This window comes from Streptomyces sp. NPDC044106, from assembly GCF_056433985.1.
Genome location: NZ_JBWKFZ010000007.1, coordinates 37,619 through 57,106 on the forward strand (window position 1 = coordinate 37,619; position 19,488 = coordinate 57,106).

The following is a 19,488-nucleotide window of genomic DNA, read 5'->3' on the forward strand; positions in this document are numbered from 1 at the left end:
CGTCCCGTTCCGCTGGGGGGCAGAGTTCGATGGCACGCCGTCTTGGGCCCGTGGGTCTCGACTTCGTCGAAACCGCTCCCGTACGTCTGGTCTTCGTACGTGAGGTGAGCGCGCCGCCCGAGGCGGTCTACCGCGCCCTTGCCGACGACGTGACGGGCTGGCCCCAGTGGTTCACCGCGGTCACCCTGTGCCGGCCCACCGGCGGCGGCACGGGCCGCGAGGTCCGGCTCAAGGGCGGCACCCGCTTCCGTGAGACGGTCCTCGCCGCCGACGAGCCGACGCGGTACGCCTACCGCGTCGACGAGACCAACGCGCCGGGCATGCGCGCCCTCGTGGAGGAGTGGCGGCTCTCCCCCGCCGGTACCGGAACGCGGGTGCGGTGGACGTTCGCCATGGACGGGGCCGCCCCGTTGCGCGGCGCCGTCAGGCTCGGCCGCTCGGGCCTCGGCCGGGCGTTCCGCGACGCCGTCACCGCGCTGGACCGGCGGCTCACCACGACCAAGCCGTAGCGAGCGGGGCCTTCTCCCCTGCGCCGGGCGCTACTCGGGCCACGCGCCCGTGCCGAGGAGCGTGTCGATCGTCCGCGCGTACGGCGTGATGTCCAGGCCCTGTTCGTCCAGCCACGCGTCCGAGTAGTACTTGTCCAGGTAGCGGTCGCCGGGGTCGCAGATCAGCGTGACGACGCTGCCCGTGCGGCCCGCGGCCACCATCTCGGCGACGATCCTCAGGGCGCTCCACAGGCCCGTACCGGTCGAGCCGCCGGCTTTGCGGCCGATGGCCCGCTCCAGGGCTCGTACGGCGGCGACGGACGCCGCGTCCGGGACCTTCATCATGCGGTCGATCGCGCCGGGCACGAAGCTGGGCTCCATGCGGGGCCTGCCGATGCCTTCGATGCGGGACCCGCAGTCGCTCGTCGCCTCCGGGTCGCTCTTCGTCCAGCCGTCGAAGAAGCAGGAGTTCTCCGGGTCCGCGACGCAGACGCGGGTGTCGTACAGCATGTAGTGGACGTAGCGCGCGATGGTCGCCGAGGTGCCGCCGGTGCCCGCCGTGGCGACGATCCACGCGGGCTCGGGGTAGCGCTCCAGCCGCAGCTGCTGGTAGATCGACTCGGCGATGTTGTTGTTGCCCCGCCAGTCGGTGGCCCGCTCCGCGTAGGTGAACTGGTCCATGTAGTGGCCGCCCGTCTCGACGGCGAGGGCCGCCGACTCCGCGTACATCGTGCGTGAGTCGTCCACGAAGTGGCACCGGCCGCCATGGAATTCGATGAGGCGGATCTTCTCGGCGCTGGTCGTGCGGGGCATCACCGCGATGAACGGCACCCCGATCAGGCTTGCGAAGTACGCCTCGGAGACGGCCGTCGAGCCGCTGGACGCCTCGATGACCGGACGGCCCGGCCGGATCCAGCCGTTGCACAGGCCGTAGAGGAACAGCGAGCGGGCGAGGCGGTGCTTGAGGCTGCCCGTCGGATGGGTCGACTCGTCCTTCAGGTACAGGTCGATGCCCCAGTGCTCGGGCAGCGGGAAGCGCAGCAGATGGGTGTCGGCCGAACGGTTGGCGTCGGCCTGGACCTTGCGGACGGCTTCTTTGAGCCAGGACCGGTAGGCGTCGTCGCTGTGGTCGACATCGAGCGTCGGCATCGGGCCATCGGCTCGATCCTGCTGTGCGGTGCTCACGGCGGGGCTCCTTCGCGTCGTGCCGGACGCGATTCGACGCGGCCGTACACCTCGATCTTAAACACCCGCCACACCCTTCCCACCTGCATAAACACACCTTTGAGCAGCTCAAAGGCGGACGTGTCACAGCCGCCGGGCGCGGCCGGCGACGACGTTCGGCCGGGGGCGCGCGAAGCCGTCGGCCGACGTCTCCATGCACACTGGTGCTCTACGCCCGGGACGTGCAGACTTCACGGCACGGGGCATTCGTCCCGTCGGAAGTGACGCGACAAGAAGCACAAGGGGGCGGTGCCATGGCGGAGCCGGAATTCACGGCGCGGGGCGTGCAGATCGAGCGGCGCTTGCGCTCTCTGACGCGCGCCGGACAGGTACGCATCCACGACGGCCGGCTGGAGTTGCTCACCAGTTACGGCACGGAGATCGACAGCGCGCCGCTGCAGTCGGTGCGCACGGGCAAGCCCTGGTTCGCCGCGGACGACCGGGCGCTGGCCGAGGTGAACGGCACCCGTTACCGGCTCACCCTCGGCGAGCACGAGCCACGGCCCGGCGAGGCGGGGCCGCCGACGGTGCGCAGCTTCATCGAGGCGGTGCGCGACGCCACGGAGCACCACCGTCCGCGAGGCTGAACGGAGCCGCGATCACCCGTGCGAGTTGCAGGCCCGCACACCCTGGGTCACTCTGGTCTCACATCACTCTGGGTTCACCGGCGGTGACACTGCGAACCAGCCCGCCGGCCATACAGCGGGCGGCAGACCGAGCGGCCGCCGCTGAATCCGAAGGTCGTCTTCTTCCGGACCTCAATTCGGGGAGTCGCAGCCGTGATCAGCCAGCCAAGCAGGCATTGCACGGTAGAGCTCCAAGCCCTGCCGTCGCGGATCCGCCAGGTCCGCAGAATCGTATCTGCGCAGTTGCGCTACTGGCATCTGGATCCCTTGATCGACCTAGCCGCCATCGGAGTGACGGAGCTGCTCACCAACGTCCACCGGCATGCCGAGCCGGACAAGGTGTGCACCGTGGAGATCGAGCTGCTGCTCGACCGCCTCACGGTCTCCGTCCACGACCACGATCCCCGGCTCCCGCTGATCGGCGACCCCGACCTCTTCGCCACCTGTGGGCGGGGACTGGCTATGGTCGCCGCGGTGAGCGAGGCCTGGGGTGTCAGCCCGCAGGGCGACGCGGGGAAGACCGTGTGGTTCACGCTTCCCACCCCCGTGCCCGCCGGCGCCTCGTATCCCGTCTACGGGGCGGGCGAAAAGACTCCCGCCCGGTCGGCCGTTGCCGGCTGACCGGGCGGTGATCCGCCTACCGAGGCGCCCTCCCGCCGCTCCGATACGCCCCCGTGCGTACGCGGGCGGCCGGGGCGTCACTCGGCGGCGATGGCCCGCAGTACATCGAGACGTGCCGCCCGCCGAGCGGGGCGCAGGCCCGCCAAGGCTCCCGCCGCAAGGCCCACCAGGGCGACCACCAAGAGTCGCACCGGCGGCACGGCGAACGCGAAGGTGCTCTCGGTCGTGGCGTCGGACGCCCTGACGAGGACCCAGCCGAGGAAGGCGCCGAGCGCGAGGCCGCCGACCGTCCCGAAGGCGGCCACGAGCACCGACTCCCAGCGGACCATGGCCCGCAGCTGGGCCCTGGTCTGCCCCACCGCGCGCAACAGGCCCAGCTCACGGGTGCGTTCGTGGATCGCGAGCGTCAGCGTGTTGGCGATGCCGAGCAGCGCGATGAGCACCGCGAGGGCGAGCAGCGCGTAGACGAGGGTGAGCATCATGTCGATGCCGCTCGCCGAGGTCTGCGCGTACTCCGCGCGGGTCTGCACGTCCGGGTTGCCGTACTTCCGCGCCGTCCCGGCGACCGCCGCCTTGCCCTCGGCCGTGCTCACGCCTTCCTTGAAGGTGACGGAGACGACGCTGTCGGCGTCCTGCATACGGTGCGGGGACCAGGCCTGCCGGGAGATCACGTAGTCCCCGGCCAGCTCGGAGCGGCCGTAGACGGCGCGGACCGTGAAGGTCGCCTTCTTGCCGTCGGCGAAGGCCAACTCGGCCCGCGACCCGACCTTCAGGTCCTGCTTGTCCGCCTCCGAGCGGGTGATCGCGATGCCGTGGCCGCCGAGCGCTCGAAACGATCCTTCGATCCTGCCGAGGTCGAAGGACCTGGCGAACGGCACCGGGTCGGTGACGGTCAGGGCGCGGCCCTCGCCGTTGACCTCCGCGGCGCCCTTGCCGAGGCCGACGGCCGTCTCCACCTCCGGTTGCTTCGCGAGGGCGGGGGCCAATTGCGGGCTGAGGCCGCTGCCGCCCGCGCCGAAGCCGGGGGTGCTCACCGCGACGTCACCGGCGAAGGAACGGTTCACGGTCTGGTCCATCGTGGCCTTCAGCGAGGCGCCGAAGACCGTGAAGAGCGAGACGACGGCCACGCCGATCATCAGCGCGCTCGCCGTGGCGGCGGTCCGCTTGGGGCTGCGCAGGGCGTTGCGCCGGGCGAGGCCTGCGGTGACTCCGCGCAGCCGGTCCAGGGGGCCGCCGAGGATGCGTACCGCCCGCGAGGAGGCGACCGGGCCGAGGACCACGAAGGCGACGAGGGCGAGGACCGCGCCGGCGCCGGCCAGCCAGACGGAAGGGGTGACCAGGACGCCGGTCAGGGTGAGGCCGACGGCGGACAGCGCGAGGGCCGTTCCGGTGAGGGCGCGGCCACGTGAGGCCGCCGCGTGGTCTATCGCGGTCTCGCGCAGCGCGGCGAGCGGCGCGGTGCGGCCGGCCCGTACGGAAGGTGCCAGCGCGGAGCCCAGGCAGACCACGACGCCGACCGCGAGCGGCAGCAGCATGGACAGCGCGCTGATCACCAAGTCGCCCTCGGGGAACGGGAATCCGATGGCGGGGAAGAGTGCCCGCAACCCGGCCGCGACGCCGATGCCGCCCGCGAGTCCGGCGGCCGACGCGACGACGGCGACGGCGCTCGCCTCGACGAGGGTCGACACGGTGACCTGACGGCGCGAGGCGCCGAGCGCCCGCAGGAGCGCGTTCTCGCGGGTGCGCTGGGCGACGACGATGGCGAAGGTGTTGTGGATGCTGAAGGTGGCGACCAGCAGGGCCACTCCGGAGAACACCAGGAGCAGCGTGGTGAAGACGGAGAGGAACTGGCCGGAGATGTTGTCGGTGTTCTCCGCCGCCGACGCCTCGCCGGTGATCGCCTCAACTCCCTTGGGCAGCACGGGTGCCAGCGCCTTCACGAGTTCCCGCTCGCTCACGCCGGGCCCGGCCCGCACCTTGATGGTCGAGGCCTCGCCGGGCCTGGGGGTGAGGTACTTCTCGGCGTCGGCCCGCGTCATCCCCGTGAAGGTGGTCTGCGCCATGCCGTCCTCGCCGCCGAAGGTCACGATGCCCACGATCCGCACCCGCACGGGGTCGGGGGTGCGCAGCGTCGCCGTGTCGCCGACCTTCAGGCCGCCGGTCTTCGCGGCGCCGCGGTTGATCACGGCCTCGCCGGGCTTCGACGGGGCGCGCCCTTCGGCGAGTTGGTACGGGTTCAGCTGTGCGTCGGCGATCCAGTTGCCGGCCAGGGTGGGCGGGCCCTGGCCGCCGACGGGTTCACCGTCCTTGCCGAGCAGCTGGCCCGCGCCCTCGATGCCGGGCTCGGCCGCCGCCACCGCGTCGGACTTCTCGATCTCCTCGGCGAGGCCGGTCGGGACGGGCTTGCGCGTGCCCTGGCTCTCGTCGGGGGTGGTGATGGTGTCGGCGCTGCGGACGACGGCGTCGGTGCCGCGGGTGGCGTTGCCGAACATCATGTCGAAGCCGTGGCGCAGGGTGTCGCCCATGATGAGCGTGCCCGCCAGGAAGGCGACGCCGAGCAGGACGGCGAGGAAGGTGCCGGCGAACCGCCGCTTGTGACCCCGCAGCGACGCCAGGCTGATGCGCGCGGAGGCGGCCAGGGAGCTCATGACGTCGGCTTCTTCCTGCGGGGGCCGAGGTCGGGGCCGTCGGCGGCGGACGCGGCGAAGGCATGCGCGGCAGGGGTGTCGGGTGCGGTGAACGCGGAGGGCGTAGGAGGTGTGCCGGGTGGGGCGGGTGTGCCGGACGGCCTGGTGTCGAAGGCCTTCAGCCGGTCGAGGACCCGGTCGGCCGTCGGGGACTCCATGCGGTCCACGAGGCGCCCGTCGGCGAGGAAGACGACCTCGTCGGCGTGGGCCGCGGCCACCGGGTCATGGGTGACCATGACGACGGTGCGGCCCATCCGGCGCACCGCTCGGCCGAGCAGGTTCAGCACCTCCTCGCCGGAGCGCGAGTCGAGGTTGCCGGTCGGCTCGTCGGCGAAGACGACGTCGGGCCGCCCGGCGAACGCCCGCGCCACCGCGACGCGTTGCTGCTGGCCGCCGGAGAGCTCGGCGGGCCGGTGGTGCAGCCGGTCGCGGAGCCCGACGGCATCGACGAGGGCATCCGTCCACTCGCGGTCGCCGCGGATGCCCGCGAGGTCCATGGGAAGGGTGATGTTCTCGGCGACGGTCAGCGTCGGCACCAGGTTGAAGGCCTGGAAGACGAAGCCGACGCGGTCGCGGCGCAGCAGCGTGAGCCGCCGGTCGTCCAGCGCGGCGAGCTCCGTGTCGCCGATGTGGGCGGCGCCCGAGGTGAGCGTGTCCAGGCCTGCCGCGCAGTGCATCAGAGTGGACTTGCCCGACCCGGACGGGCCCATGATCGCGGTGAAGCGTCCGGCCGGGAAGCCGACGCTCACCCCGTCGAGGGCCCGTACGGCGGTGTCTCCGCTGCCGTAGACCTTCACGGCGTCGGTGACACGGGCGGCGCAGGCCTCCACCGGCCGGGCCGCCCGTCCGGTGGCGGTGCTCATGCGGCACCGCCCTTGGCCGAACGGCCGAACTCCTCGTTCAGGACGGTCAGCCGACGCCAGTACTCGTCCTCGTCGATCTCGCCGGAGGCGAAGCGGTGGCCGAGCACGGCGATGGGCGAGTTCTGGTCGACGCCGGTGTGTGCGGCGGGACCGGCCGCGCCCCGGAACGGACCGCGTCGCCCACGCCACACGGTGCGGCGGAGCAGGGTGAGGACGCCGATGACGACGGCCGCCCAGATCAGCGGGAAGAAGAGGATCCACGGGCCGGGCCCGCCGTTCCATTGCGCCAGGGTCTGCATCGGACTCATCTCCTCGGAAGCGGATGTGCGTGATGCCTCCACACTCGTCCCGGCAGCCCTTCACGTCGTCGTACGGCCGGCGGCACCGGGCGTACCACTGCGGGCGTACGTGCGGCGGCCCCGCCTGCTCCCGCCGCCAGGCAGTTTTCACCACCGCGCCTACCACCGCGCCTCCGGCACTGGATCTCTGTACCTACTAGTATGTACAGTGGCTTCATGAGCACTCCGGAGCGTCTGATCGAGTCCACGCGCGAGCTGCTGTGGGAGCGGGGGTACGTCGGCACGAGCCCCAAGGCCATCCAGCAGCACGCGGGCGCGGGGCAGGGCAGCATGTACCACCACTTCACAGGCAAGCCCGACCTCGCGCTCGCCGCGATCCGGCGCACCGCTGAGGAGATGCGCGCTGCCGCGGAGGCCGTCCTGGGCGGCGCCGGGTCCGCGTACGCGCGGATTGAGGCCTATCTGCTGCGCGAGCGCGACGTGTTGCGGGGCTGCCCGGTCGGACGGCTCACGATGGACCCGGACATCATCGCGAGCGACGAGCTGCGCGCACCCGTCACCGAGACCCTCGACTGGCTTCGCGAGCGGATCGCCGGGATCTTCGAGGAGGGGCGCGCCGCGGGCGAGTTCACGGAGGCGCTCGATCCGCGGGACGCGGCGTCGGCGGTCGTCGCGGTGGTGCAGGGCGGATACGTACTGGCCCGTTCGTCGGGTTCGGCCGGCGCGTTCGACGCGGCGGTGCGCGGTGTGGTCGCGCTGCTGGCATCCGCCCGTACGACGACGGCCGCGCCCGGCTCGAAGTAGCCCCCCCCCGCTCCAACTGACCCTGCTTCCAAGGGAGTACGCGATGCACGCGATGCAGTACGAGATCACTCTGCCCGCCGACCACGACATGGGGACCGTCCGCCACCGTGTCGAGTCCAAGGGACACCTGTTGAACGACTTTCCCGGCCTCGGCTTCAAGGCCTATCTGATGCGCGAACGCGGCAGGAACGGTTCCCCCGTCAATCAGTACGCGCCGTTCTACCTCTGGAACACGGCCCAGGGCATGAACTCCTTCCTCTGGGGCCCCGGCTTCCAGGGACTCGTCGACGATTTCGGGCGCCCTGCGGTGAACCACTGGACGGTCCTCGCGTACGAGGAGGGTCGCTCGGCGGCGGGGGTGCCGAAGGCGGCGATTCGCCGTAGACAGCCGATACCCGAACGCACATCGCTTCCGGACCTGGCGGCCGACCTCGCCGTACAGGCCGCGCAGTTGGTCCAGAAGGACGGCGCCGTGAGCGCCCTGACCGCCGTGGACCCCCGCACCTGGGAGTCCGTGCACTTCTCGCTCTGGGACCATGCGGCGCCCGAGGACCTAGGTGACGTCTTCGAGGTGCTGCATCTCTCCACCCCCGAGCGGGAGCAGCTGCCGCAGGGACGGCACTGGTGAGCGGGGCGGCAGGGTACGCGGTCCGTACCGTTCTCGGGGACATCGATCCGACGGCCCTCGGCGTCTGCGACGCCCACGACCACCTGTTCCTCCGCAGTCCTCAACTGCCGGGCCAGGAACTTGACTCGGCCGCGTCCGCGGCCGACGAGCTGGTCGCGTTCCGTACGGCGGGCGGGCAGAGCGTCGTGCAGTGGACGCCGCACGGAATGGGCCGGCATGCCGGGCGGCTGCCGGGGCTCTCCAGGGCGACCGGCATGCACCTCGTGGCCGCGACCGGGCTGCACCAAGCAGTCCATTACGCACCGGAGTTCATCGACCGGCTCCGTTCGCAGGGCCTCGCGGACCTGTTCGTCCATGAACTCACCGAGGGCATCGGCGATTCCGGCGTACGGGCCGGGCTGATCAAGGTCGCGGGCGGCTTCCACGGTATCGACGCCCACGCGCGCTGGACGATGACGGCGGCGGCCGAGGCGCACCACGCGACGGGCGCGCCGATCGCCCTGCACCTGGAGCTGGGCACCGGCGCGCCGGACGTACTCGACCTGCTCTGCGGCGAATTCGACGTGCCGCCGCACCGCGTGATCCTCGGTCACCTCAACCGCTCCCCCGACTTCACCTGCCATCTGCAAGCCGCGGGGGCGGGCGCCTATGTGGCCTTCGACGGCCCCTCGCGGGCCCACCACGCCACGGACTGGCGCATGCCGGACGCGGTGCGCGCCCTCGCGGACGCGGGCTTCGGCGACCGGATCCTTCTGGGAGGTGACACGACGACGGCGGGGGCACGCTCGGTGAACGGCGGTCCCGGCATGCCCCATCTGCTGCGCAGGGTGCGTCCCCGGCTCCAGATCGCCGTGGGGGAAGAGCTGGTGGAGCAGATCCTGACGGTGAACCCGGGGCGGGCTTTCGGCGTGGCGTGGGCCCAGGCCCCGGCGGTGGCCGGGCCCTGATCGCTTCTCACCTCGTCCTGCGGCCGGTCCACGGAGCCGTCGGGGCGTAGAGGTTCCAGAGCCGGCCCAGGAAGAACCGGCCGAAGCGGTCGAGTGCCGCCGCGCCGCGTGGCCCTGTCGTGCGGAAGGTCGTCAGCTGGTGGAGGAAGTCGGTGAGAGGGATGCTCAACCGCCCCGCGCCGAGCACCGCTGCCGACGGTTCCTCACGGCCCTGGACGTGGCCCTCCAGCAGCCGGAAGGGAAGAACCGTCGTCTCGGGCCACAGACTCAGCGGTGTCCCGCCCTTGAGGTCCTTGCGCCCGGTGAGGGTGCGCGGGCGGTCCTCGGCATCGGTGAAGTGCAGCCGGTACGTCAGCGCCCCGCCCCGGGTCTCGTCCCCCTGGGGGAACATCCGGCAGGATCCGCGCAGTACCGGCCGCCGTCCGCCGAGGGCAGGCGATTCGATCCAGCCGTCGGCCCGGGCCTCGTGGCCGGGCTCGTCCAGGAAGACGTCCAGGTCGTCGACCGTCACCGTCAGGCGCACCGAGAGCCGCTCCCGCACCATGTCACCGCTCTGCTCGGCAGCCCTCGCCGCCCGGGGGTCCGGCGCTCCGGGCGCGTAGAACCCGCGCATCCGTTCCGTGAAGGTGAGGGAGGTGCAATCGCGGTATGCGGGAGCCGTGGGCGGGAGACGCACCGGGTGCCCGGCGGAGCGGTTCTCCAGCAACCGCGTGGACATGCGGTCGGCCAGCGCCGCGATGGTGAGCGACGGATTGGTGCCCACCGGCCCTGGGACAGCCGCGCCGTCCGCCACGTACAGGCCGGGGTGGCCGTACACCTCGCCGTAGGGGTCGCACACGCCGTCGTCGGCGCGGTGGGCCATGGGCGCGCCCCCGACCGGATGGGCGGACACGACGCGCTTGCGCCACCAGAGGGGGGTGTCGACGTACGTGGCCTCCAGTACGTCGGCGACCTGCTTCATGGTCTCGCGCAGCCGCTCGAAGTACGCGGCGCTCGTGGCGGCGCTCCAGTCGGCGTCCAGCCGGCCGTCGCGCAGCCGCAGGACTCCGTCGGGAATGTCCCGGCCCATGCCGAGCAGCGGTACGGAGGTGCTGGAGAGCAGCCCCTCGCCGATCAGCCCGGACAGCGCCCGGGACAGGTGGGGATCAGGGGCGCGCGAGGCGCTCGCGAGGATCCGCCCCAGCGCGAACCGCGTGCCGCGCGAGAGCTGTTGCGGAAGATGGGTGGCTTCCGCGAGCCAGTCGACGAAGCCGGGATATCCGCCGTCCTCGATGTATCCGCCGCGACCGGTCCCGCCGAGGCCGTCGAGTTCGTCGGGCAGCCGCATCGCGGCGGTGATCACCGGTCCCCTGCTGGGCTCCAGCGGACGCGGGTGCCCCTCGCGTCCGGCCCTGATCAGGAGGGCGAGCAGGTCCCCGTTGCTGGTGAACCGGGTGCCGAGGGCCGGGCTCAGACCGGGGAGGTGCTTGCGGGAGCGCAGCAGCAGATGCGAGGTGCCGAAGGTGCCCGCCGCCAGCACCAGCCGGTCGCAGCCGATGGTCCTCGTCGGCGCCTGCCCGCGCGATGTGTGCGGACGGCCCGTACGGCTCGGGTCGTGCCGCACGTAGTCCACCGCGTAGCCGCCGCGCGGCAGCGGCCGGACGAGCCGCGCCTCGTGGTGGGTGCGCAGGTCGGCGCCGTGGTGCCGGGCAGCGGAGAGGTAGGTGTGGTCGAGGCTGTTCTTCGCACCGTCGTTGCAGCCGAGGTCGCACTCTCCGCACAGCCGGCACGTCTTGCGGCCCGTGCCGTGCAGATTGCCGTACACCGGCTCGGTGACCGGCAGCCCCGGTTCGGGGTCGGCGCCGGGCGCGGGCGCGAAACTGACGGCGAGCGGCGGCAGTTGGAAGTCCAGGCCGAGTACGGTCGCCGCCTCCCGCATCGCGTGGGTCTTGGGTGTGCGCGCGTAGGGGGGCCGGTCCAGGGGGTAGGGCGTGGCGCCGAGCATGCACTCGACCGCGTCGTAGTGCGGGTCCAGGTCGGCGCGGCTCACCGGCCAGGACTCGTACCCGCCGCCGGGCAGCGGCTGCTCGTCGACGAACCAGCGTTCGTCCTTGCGCAGCAGCACGTTGGCGTAGACGAGGGAGCCGCCTCCCAGGCCGCTGGCCACCACGGAGTCGAACCTGCGGAAGCTGCGGACGTCGAAGAGGCCGTACAGGCCGGCTTCCGGGTCCCAGAAGGCGCGCCCCAGCTCGGCGGGGGTGCGGGCGAAGGAACCCGGCGGGTAGGGGCGGCCGCGTTCCAGGAGCACCACCGACAGGCCGGCCTCGGCCAGCCGGAAGGCCGTGACGGAGCCGCCGAAGCCGGAGCCGACGACCACGGCGTCGACGTGCTCGTCGGGGAGGGGGTGGTCATGATCGGTCATTGTCAGCCCGCCCGTCGTTTCAGAAAGTCGAGCATCACCGGGAACACGTCGCGGTGCGCGTCCTTGCCCAGCAGGGGGTCGATGTAGCCGTAGCCGGGCAGTACGGCCAGTTCGTACAGGTCGGGGGCGTGCCGCGAGAGGACTCGGTGGCAGGCGACGTTGGCGTCCCCGAAGACCTTGTTGTGCGCGCCGGTCAGGAACAGCACCGGTGTGCTCTGCCGCGCGGCGTTCACCAGGTAGTCGTCCGGCAGTCCGGCGTGGCGCCGGTCGCCGGCGTCGTACTTCACGGCGCGCCCGGCCCGGGCCATCTTCCGGATGTGCCGGTAGTAGTGCATCCCGACGGGGCCCAGGAGGTCGGCGATGCGGTCGTGGGTGGCCGGTGCCAGATTGCCGTGGCTGTAGAGGGCGGGCCAGCCGGTGCCCCACATGAAACTCACCAGGTGACAGGCCGGGTTGTCGCACTCCTGGTGGGCCAGCGACACCAGGCGGGACAGCATCCATCCCCGGCTGAATCGCGCGGCCTCGGCCATCCGCGGGTCGATGGCGGCAAGCCCCAGTCCTTGCTCGAGCACGCGCGGGGCGTACTCGAGCTTCCAGCGCGACCACTTCGGCACCCGCATGATCAGCCCCACGCTCTGGGAGATCAGGCTGGCGACACCGGAAACGGCACCGCCGAACAGGCTCATCATGAACGAGGTCGAGCCCATGCAGTGCGCGATGACATGGACCCGCCGCCGCCCCACATGCCGGCGCAGTTCCGCGAGCGCGGCCGGGTGGTCGTAGTGGGCGACGTCGTCAAGGGTGTACTGGGTGGACTCCGTGTTGTACGGGAAGCGGTTGCTCATCCGCAGGTCGAGGGTCCATACGTCCCCGAACCCGTGGTCGAGGAGGTAGCGGGTCAGGTTGTAGTGCTCGGGCATGATGAACATGTCGCTCGACCCGGTCAGCCCGTGCACCAGCAGGACCACGTCATCGCACTCCTGCCGCCTGAACCGGGTCAGCTCCAGCCTCAGGCCGTCCTCTGTCGTGACCGGGTACGACGTGACCTCGGCGTCCGCCACGCCCTGGTGTGTGTATCGCGGAATGCTGCGTTCCATCCGAACTCCGATGGGGTCGGCCTCCGCGCGGGAGGCGGGACACGGGTGAGCCGACGCGGGGCGGTTGCGGCCGGTGGCTTGTGAGGACGAGTTCACCGGCGTACGCGTTGTTCAGCACCCCGCCGACGTGCCGCTGAACAAAAGCGTGTCGCGTTCGCGGCGGGCGCGGATTGGCCTGCGGGCGGCTTCCGTCCACCGGCCGTGCCATGTTGGGTGAACGCGTTGATCAACGGGGAGGTCGTCGTGGGGCGTCGTGAGAAACCGGTGGACCCGGGTGAGGGTCCGGTGGCGCGATTCGCCTACGCGTTGCGGAAGTTGCGTCAGGAGGCGGGGGCACCGACCTACCGGGCGATGGCGCGGCAGGCAGGCTACTCCCTGACCACACTGGCCACGGCTGCTTCAGGAGAGAAGCTGCCGTCCCTGCCGGTCGTGTTGGCGTACGTGGAGGCCTGTGGCGGGGACGCGACGGAATGGGAAGGGCGGTGGCGAGAGACCAAGCGGGAGGAGGACGCGCAGGAGTCCGGTCCGCCGGAGGAATCGGCGACCGCGCCCTACCGCGGGATGCTGCGCTTCGAGGCCGCCGACAGCGACGTGTTCTTCGGCCGTGCCCGGCTGACCGACGACCTGGTCCAGCTGGTCGGGGCCCACCGTGTGACGGCCGTGTTCGGGCCCTCGGGCAGCGGCAAGTCCTCGCTGCTGCGTGCCGGGCTGATTCCCCGCCTGCGGGACGGCCGTGACGGGCTGCCGCGCCCGGCGGCGATACGCATCCTCACTCCCGGCGCCCGCCCGTTGCGGGACAAGTCGCGGGAGAATCTGTTCGTACCGGCCGAGGGCTCCGGGGAGACCTGGCTGATCGTGGACCAGTTCGAGGAGCTGTTCACCCTCCATCCCGATCCGCAGGAGCAGAAGGCCTTCATCACCTCGCTGTTGTCCGCCCGCGACGCCGACAGCCGGCTCCGGGTCGTGCTGGGGGTGCGGGCCGATTTCTACGGCCGCTGCCTGGAACACGAGGGCCTGGCCGCCGTCGTCCGGCAGGCGAGCCTGCCCGTCGGACCCATGACGGACGGCGAGTTGCGCGAGGTGATCGTCAAACCCGCCGCCGCGGCGGGGCTGATCGTCGAGCGGGTCCTGACCGACCGTCTCATCGCCGAGGTGCGCGAGGAACCGGGCGGCCTGCCGCTCCTCTCCCACGCCCTGCTGGAGACGTGGCGGCGCCGCCGCGGACGCACCCTGACCCTGGACGCCTACGAGGCCGTCGGCGGAATCCACGGCTCCATCTCCCGGACGGCCGAGGACCTGTACACCCGGCTCACCGAACCCCAGACCGATGCGGCCCGCCGTATCCTGCTGCGCCTGATCACCCCGGGCGACGGCGTCCCCGACACCCGCCGACCCGTCGACCGGGCCGAGCTGGACACCACGGGGCCCGCCCACCGCGACACAGAAGCCGCGTTGGCCGCGCTGGCCCGCGCCCGGCTGATCACCCTGGACGAGACCTCCATCGACCTCGCCCACGAGGCACTGATCACCGCATGGCCCCGGCTGCACCACTGGATAGAGGACTCCCGGGCACGACTGCGCCGCCACCGCCGCCTCACCCAGGCGGCACGCCACTGGCACGACCGCGGACGTGACAGCGGATCCCTGCTGAGAGGCACCGAGCTCGCCGAAGCCGAGGAAACCTTCCAGGGTCCCGAGCACCACGGCGACCTGACGGCTTTGGAAGGCGACTTCCTCCGGGCAGGAGCGGCGGCCAGGGCTCGCGGACGGCGGCGCCGGCACAGCGTGATCGCCACGGTGTCCCTGCTCGTGGTTCTCGCCCTGGTGGCGGGTGCCGTCGCCTGGCAGCAAAGCCGGACCAGCGATCAACGGCGTCGCGAGGCGGTGTCCAGGCGGCTGGCCGCCGTGGCCGAGAGCATGCGCTTTTCCGACCCGGTCACGGCGATGCGGCTGAGCACGGCGGCCTGGTCGCTGAGCGAGACGACCGAGACCCGCGCGGCACTGCTGGGCGCCCTGTCCCAACGGGAGCAGGAGGCCTACAAGGTTCCTGATGCGGGGCCGATGGCCGTGGCACATTTGAGCGCCGATGGCCGCACTGTCGTCACGGCGGGCGAGAACACCGCACGAGCATGGGATGCCGTCGGCCACCGGCCGGTCGGCCCGGCCCTTCGACTTCGCAGCGAGTCCACGGACGCCGTCAGTCCCGATGGACGCACCCTGGTGCAGGGTTCAGGCAACCGGATGCGGCTGTGGGACCTGCAAACGGGGAAACCGCTCGGCGCCCCCTTCGGAGAGTTCGGCGCTTTCCACACGTACACGTTCGGGCCTAGCGGCCGCACTGTGCTCGGGGAGGGCGATGCAGGTGGGGACATCACACTCTGGGATGTGAAACGCCGACGGCTGCTCTTTGAGCAGCACGGCGTATCTCAGTGGGCCGTGAGCCCTGACGACCGTCTCCTGGCACTGTGCACGGGTGGAAAGGATCCCATTCAGGTCTGGAACATATCCGAACACCGCCAGTTGTCCCGGCCCTGGGCCGGCTCCCCCGGGCCGGGCCGGTGCGGTGAGAAGGCCCTTGAGTTCACCCCGGACAGCCGCGGACTGATGGCCGAATCCCCGGATGAGCTGCGACTGTGGGACCTGGACACACGCCAGGAGCGGACCCGTATCCGGTACAAGGGGCTGGAGGAGACGGTGTTCAGCCCGGACGGGGAGTTCATCGCTGCCAGTGACGGCCATGAAATTCTGCTGTGGCGAACGGCGGGGCCCAAGACTCCGGTCTTCCGTACGCCGCTGAACAACGAGGCCGCCAGCGAGCTGAGATTCGATGTCAAGTCCGGAGCGATCCGCTACCTCAGCGAAGTGGGCAGCACCGATGTCTTCGTGCGCACCCTGTCCTACGGCGCCGCGTTGACCGACAGCTGGAACAAACAACCTGCGACCCAAGGGGGATTCAGCCGGAGCGGCCGGGTGGTGGCACTGGAGCGACGCATCGGGGACACGTCACGGTTCGAGGTGCGCCGCACCGCAGACGGAAAGCGGATTTCCCTCGCCCCCGGCCTGCGCTGCAACACAGAGTCTCGCCTCACCGACGACATCTGCTACACCGCGCTCGCGCTCAGCCCGGACGGCCAGACCCTCGCCTATGGCAAGACCGTGATCAACACCGATGGCAGACCCAAGCACGGCCCCATCACACTGTGGAAGGTACGCGAGAACGCGAAAGCCCGCTCGCTCACCAGGCCCACTTCCTCCGGTCTTGAGGGCGCTGCGATGGCCGGCCTCACTTTCACCCCGGACGGCCGGTCCCTGCTGGTCCCCCGATGGGATGTAAGCCCCATGGAGATCTGGGACATATCGCGTGGCACACGGAGGAAACAGGGCCCCGCCCACCCGCTACCCCCGAAATCCAAGAACCCAGGGGGCGGTGGCTGGAGTGCAGAGGCATGGGCAGGATTTTCAGGCCGGTCCCCCCTCGCCGTGCGCCCCGATGGGCGGCGAGTTGCCATCCTGGACCAGACCATCGCCCTTCCCTCCGGCCAGGCCACCACCAATAGGCTCCAAGCAAGCACTGCCCTGGCGTTCAGCCCGGACGGCAAGCACCTCGCGGCCGGTGCGGACAACGGACGGGTCGCGTTCTGGGACGGCAAGGGCGAGCAGGCCCTTGGGACGCTCGCCGGGACGTACAACTCTGCCCGCCCCGGCACCGCGGGCATCGAAGCGGTGACCGCGCTGGCCTACTCACCCGACGGCAAGACCCTGGCCGTCGCGGGCGATCACGGCTCGCTGCAGTTGTGGGACGCCGCCTCCCGCCGACCGCTGGGAGGACCGCTGCCAACACCGGGTGATGCTGTCGTCGCGCTGACCTTCTCCACGGACGGCCGCACGCTCCACTACGCAGGCGAGCGCAGCGCGCCGGGCTCCCTTCCCGTGGATCCCAAACGCCTCACCGCGTCCATCTGCCGACGAGCGAACGGCGGGCTGTCCCGCGCGGAGTGGCGCAGGTACATCCCCGAAGTGCCCTACCGGAAGGTGTGCTGACCGACTCCTTCGCGCTGCCTCGCCGCGCGATGCGCGTACCCGCCGCCCCGGGTGCCGCCCCGGACCCGGACGGCGCGACCAGCTCAGCCGCAGCCCGCGATCTCCGGGTGGTCTCCCGTGGCTCCGTCGATCAGCTCCCGCACGATGTCCATGTGCCCCGCGTGCCTGGCCGTCTCCTCCAGCATGTGAATGAGCACCCACCGCATCGTCACCCGGCGTCCGTCCCACGCCGTGCCGACGTCGTCGAGCCCGGTCCCGGCGATCGCACGGTCGGCCGCGGCGCGCGCACGGCCGTAGAACGCGGTGATCCGCTCGGCCGTCTCGTCGTCGGCCGCCGCCATGTCCTCCGTTTCCGGGTCGAACCACAGCGGCTCGGTCCCGAGCCCGAACGTCTCGCAGAACCAGCCGTACTCCACGGCCGCCAGATGCTTCACCAGACCCAGCAGACTCGTCCCCGAGGGCGTCATCGGCCGCCGCATCTGCTCCTCGGTCAGCCCTTCCAGCTTCCACAGGACCACGTCCCGGTGCCGGTCGAGGGCGACGTGCAGGCTCTCCTTCTCGCCTCCTCGGTGAGGGACGTGCCGGGTCCTCGTGCCCGTCGTGTTCGCCGTGCTGGTCTCCGCGTCGTCCATTTTCCGCGCCTTCCCGTCGCCGTCACGCCCGTGTCCCGCGGAACGTAGCAGCCGCCATCGACAGCACCGGGTCAACATATTGCACTGATCGTTCCAGAACGCTACGGTACCGATATGGCCCGGCCGCGGAGTTTCGACGAGGAGCGGGCCCTGGACGCGGCGATGCGCGCCTTCTGGGTGAACGGCTACGAGGCCACTTCGACCCAGGACCTGTGTGAAGCCACCGGCCTGGGCCGCAGCAGCATCTACAACACGTTCACCAGCAAGCACGACCTTTTCCGACGCGCCCTCGCGCGGTACATGGACACGATGAACGCGGCCCAGCTCGACATCCTGGAGGACGTCGAGCGGCCGGCCACGGACCGCGTGCGCGGGCTGCTCGACCGGATCATCGACGGGGAGTTCGAGCAGCGCGAGAACGGCCACAGCGTCGGCTGTCTCACCGTCAATACGACCGTCGAGCTCGCCGGGCGCGACCCCGAGGCCGCCGGCATGCTGGAGCGCGACCTCGCCACACGGCTCACCGCCCTGCGCGCCACGATCCGCTCCGGTCAGCGCGCCGGCGACATCACGACCGAGCGGGACGCGGACACGCTCGCCCGTTACGTCAACGCCGTCATCGGCGGCATGCGGGTCTCCGCGCAGGCCGGCGCCGACCGGGCCGCGCTGGAGGGCATCGCCGAGACCGCCCTTGATGCTTTGACGGCTCGATAGCGGACCCGGCCGACCCGGCTGACCCGACCAGCCCGGCCGCCCCGGGGCACCTCACCCACCCGCCAAGCGCTCTCCGCCCCTCCCCCGGCGCCCCTTCGCGCCCTTTTTCTGTACTGATCTATCCAAAACCTGCCGACAGGAGTACCCCGCCATGCCCCGCGCCGTATACGTACTGGCCCTCGGCATCTTCGCCATGGTGACCAGTGAATTCGTGGTCGCAGGACTGATGCCGCAGATGGCCGACGGGCTCGACGCCACGATCCCGGAGATCGGGTACCTCATCACCGCCTTCGCCGCGGCGATGGCACTCGGCGGCCCCCTCCTCACCGTCGCCGTACTGAGGATGCGTCAGAAGTCCGCGCTCATGCTGCTTTTCGGGATCTTCCTCGCCGGTAACGTCCTCGCCGCCCTCGCACCCGACTACCGCACCATGCTGGTGGCCCGCGTGCTCACCGGCATCGCGTCGCAGGCCTTCTTCGGCGTCTCCATCTCCCTCGCCTCCCGCATCACCCGGCCCGAAGTGCGCGGCCGTGCCGTCGCGGTGGCCCTGAACGGACTGATGCTCGGCACGTTGCTCGGGCTCCCGTTCGCCACGGTCGTCGGTGAACACCTGGGCTGGCGCGCCGCGTTCTGGGCGATCACCGTGCTGACCGCGCTGGCCGCCGCGGCCACGTTCGTCGGCGTACCGAGCGCCGAGGGTGAGAGCGAGGAGAGCGGTGGCCTGCGGCAGGAGCTCGGCGCCTTCCGCAACCCCCGACTGTGGCTCACCCTCACCACCAGCACCTTCGTGATCGGCGCGACCTTCTCCGCCTTCAGCTACCTCAACCCGATCCTCACCGAGCTCACCGGCTTCTCCACCGGGACGGTGCCGCTGCTCCTCGTCGCGTACGGCGCCGCCACCGTCATCGGCAACACCGTCGTCGGCCGCTTCGCCGACCGTCGTACCGTTCCCGTCCTGGTGATCGGTCTCGCGCTCAACCTGACCTTCCTCACCGGTTTCGCGCTCTTCGCCGAACTGACCGCCCCCGCACTCGTGTTCATGCTCGGCATCGGCCTGGTCGGCGTCACCATGAACCCGGCCCTGGTGACCCGAGTCCAGCGCGTCGGCAACGCGCGGCCGCTGGTGAACACCGTCCACTCGTCCTTCATCACCCTCGGCATCATCATCGCCACGTCCGTCGGCGGCCCCGCCATCGACGCCTTCGGGCTGCGGGCACCGCTGTGGATCGGCGCCGGTCTGGCCGCGCTCGGCCTCGTCTCCCTGATACCCGACCTGCTGCGCCGCCGGGCCGCGGCCACGGCGGCCGGACAGGCCGTACCCACCGAGACCACCGAGACCACCGAGACCACCGAGACCACGCGCAAGAGTGTGGACGACGTGCGTCAGCCCGCGTAGAACCTGAGGTGCGCCACAGG

15 protein-coding genes and 1 pseudogene are annotated in these 19,488 nt (G+C 71.3%); 9 read left to right on the top strand and 7 right to left on the bottom strand.

What is annotated here, in order from left to right:
- Window positions 1–29 precede the first annotated feature (29 nt).
- Window positions 30–509 carry an SRPBCC family protein gene (locus AC07DI_RS13925; protein WP_478904533.1) on the top strand — a complete coding sequence of 160 codons (480 nt, stop codon included), beginning with the start codon at window positions 30–32 and terminating at the stop codon, window positions 507–509.
- Window positions 510–539: 30 nt separating this feature from the next.
- Here the strand turns inward: AC07DI_RS13925 and AC07DI_RS13930 are convergent, their stop codons facing one another.
- Window positions 540–1,637, bottom strand: coding sequence for a PLP-dependent cysteine synthase family protein (locus AC07DI_RS13930; RefSeq protein WP_478904805.1), 1,098 nt, complete (start codon window positions 1,635–1,637; stop codon window positions 540–542).
- Window positions 1,638–1,966: 329 nt separating this feature from the next.
- On the opposite strand from AC07DI_RS13930, the gene AC07DI_RS13935 reads away from it, so the two are divergent.
- Together AC07DI_RS13935 and AC07DI_RS13940 are read left to right on the top strand one after the other, a co-directional pair.
- Entirely contained in the window at window positions 1,967–2,299 is a 333-nt protein-coding gene (locus AC07DI_RS13935; protein WP_384259029.1) for a hypothetical protein, read from the top strand.
- A gap of 192 nt (window positions 2,300–2,491) precedes the next feature.
- Window positions 2,492–2,959, top strand: coding sequence for an ATP-binding protein (locus tag AC07DI_RS13940; protein WP_384259032.1), 468 nt, complete (start codon window positions 2,492–2,494; stop codon window positions 2,957–2,959).
- Between the two features lie 77 nt (window positions 2,960–3,036).
- Here the strand turns inward: AC07DI_RS13940 and AC07DI_RS13945 are convergent, their stop codons facing one another.
- The 3 genes and pseudogenes from AC07DI_RS13945 to AC07DI_RS13955 form a co-directional block, all read right to left on the bottom strand.
- Window positions 3,037–5,598 carry an ABC transporter permease gene (locus AC07DI_RS13945; RefSeq protein ID WP_478904806.1) on the bottom strand — a complete coding sequence of 854 codons (2,562 nt, stop codon included), beginning with the start codon at window positions 5,596–5,598 and terminating at the stop codon, window positions 3,037–3,039.
- A gap of 155 nt (window positions 5,599–5,753) precedes the next feature.
- Window positions 5,754–6,509, bottom strand: a pseudogene (locus AC07DI_RS13950) (ABC transporter ATP-binding protein); the annotation flags it as partial.
- On the bottom strand, window positions 6,506–6,808 hold the full coding sequence (locus AC07DI_RS13955; protein WP_384259035.1) for an SHOCT domain-containing protein: 303 nt from the start codon (window positions 6,806–6,808) through the stop codon (window positions 6,506–6,508). The gene AC07DI_RS13955 and the pseudogene AC07DI_RS13950, both read right to left, overlap by 4 nt.
- A 216-nt stretch (window positions 6,809–7,024) precedes the next feature.
- On the opposite strand from AC07DI_RS13955, the gene AC07DI_RS13960 reads away from it, so the two are divergent.
- The 3 genes from AC07DI_RS13960 to AC07DI_RS13970 are packed head-to-tail and all read left to right on the top strand — an operon-like array spanning window position 7,025 to window position 9,187.
- Window positions 7,025–7,612: a TetR/AcrR family transcriptional regulator gene (locus AC07DI_RS13960; protein WP_478904536.1), complete on the top strand. Its 588-nt coding sequence runs from the start codon at window positions 7,025–7,027 to the stop codon at window positions 7,610–7,612.
- Between the two features lie 43 nt (window positions 7,613–7,655).
- A complete protein-coding gene (locus AC07DI_RS13965; RefSeq protein ID WP_478904538.1) occupies window positions 7,656–8,240 on the top strand; it encodes a DUF4865 family protein in 585 nt (194 codons plus the stop codon).
- Window positions 8,237–9,187, top strand: a complete 951-nt coding sequence (locus AC07DI_RS13970; RefSeq protein WP_478904539.1) for a phosphotriesterase family protein — start codon at window positions 8,237–8,239, stop codon at window positions 9,185–9,187. Before AC07DI_RS13965 ends, AC07DI_RS13970 begins: the two co-directional genes overlap by 4 nt.
- Before the next feature lie 7 nt (window positions 9,188–9,194).
- Here AC07DI_RS13970 and AC07DI_RS13975 read toward each other — a convergent pair whose 3' ends face one another.
- Entirely contained in the window at window positions 9,195–11,588 is a 2,394-nt protein-coding gene (locus tag AC07DI_RS13975; RefSeq protein ID WP_478904541.1) for a GMC oxidoreductase, read from the bottom strand.
- Between the two features lie 2 nt (window positions 11,589–11,590).
- Window positions 11,591–12,649 (bottom strand): alpha/beta fold hydrolase, encoded by a 1,059-nt coding sequence (locus AC07DI_RS13980; RefSeq protein ID WP_478904543.1) that lies wholly within the window; start codon window positions 12,647–12,649, stop codon window positions 11,591–11,593.
- 279 nt (window positions 12,650–12,928) lie between these two features.
- Here AC07DI_RS13980 and AC07DI_RS13985 point away from each other — a divergent pair, with 279 nt between their 5' ends.
- A complete protein-coding gene (locus AC07DI_RS13985; protein WP_478904544.1) occupies window positions 12,929–16,726 on the top strand; it encodes a WD40 repeat domain-containing protein in 3,798 nt (1,265 codons plus the stop codon).
- A gap of 83 nt (window positions 16,727–16,809) precedes the next feature.
- On the opposite strand, the gene AC07DI_RS13990 is transcribed toward AC07DI_RS13985, so the two are convergent.
- Window positions 16,810–17,358 (bottom strand): DinB family protein, encoded by a 549-nt coding sequence (locus tag AC07DI_RS13990; protein WP_478904546.1) that lies wholly within the window; start codon window positions 17,356–17,358, stop codon window positions 16,810–16,812.
- A 114-nt stretch (window positions 17,359–17,472) separates the two neighbouring features.
- Between AC07DI_RS13990 and AC07DI_RS13995 the strand changes: the two genes are divergently transcribed.
- Both AC07DI_RS13995 and AC07DI_RS14000 read left to right on the top strand, forming a co-directional pair.
- Window positions 17,473–18,072 carry a TetR/AcrR family transcriptional regulator gene (locus AC07DI_RS13995; protein ID WP_478904547.1) on the top strand — a complete coding sequence of 200 codons (600 nt, stop codon included), beginning with the start codon at window positions 17,473–17,475 and terminating at the stop codon, window positions 18,070–18,072.
- Window positions 18,073–18,223: 151 nt separating this feature from the next.
- Window positions 18,224–19,468, top strand: coding sequence for an MFS transporter (locus AC07DI_RS14000; RefSeq protein WP_478904549.1), 1,245 nt, complete (start codon window positions 18,224–18,226; stop codon window positions 19,466–19,468).
- The last annotated feature ends 20 nt before the right edge of the window (window positions 19,469–19,488 follow it).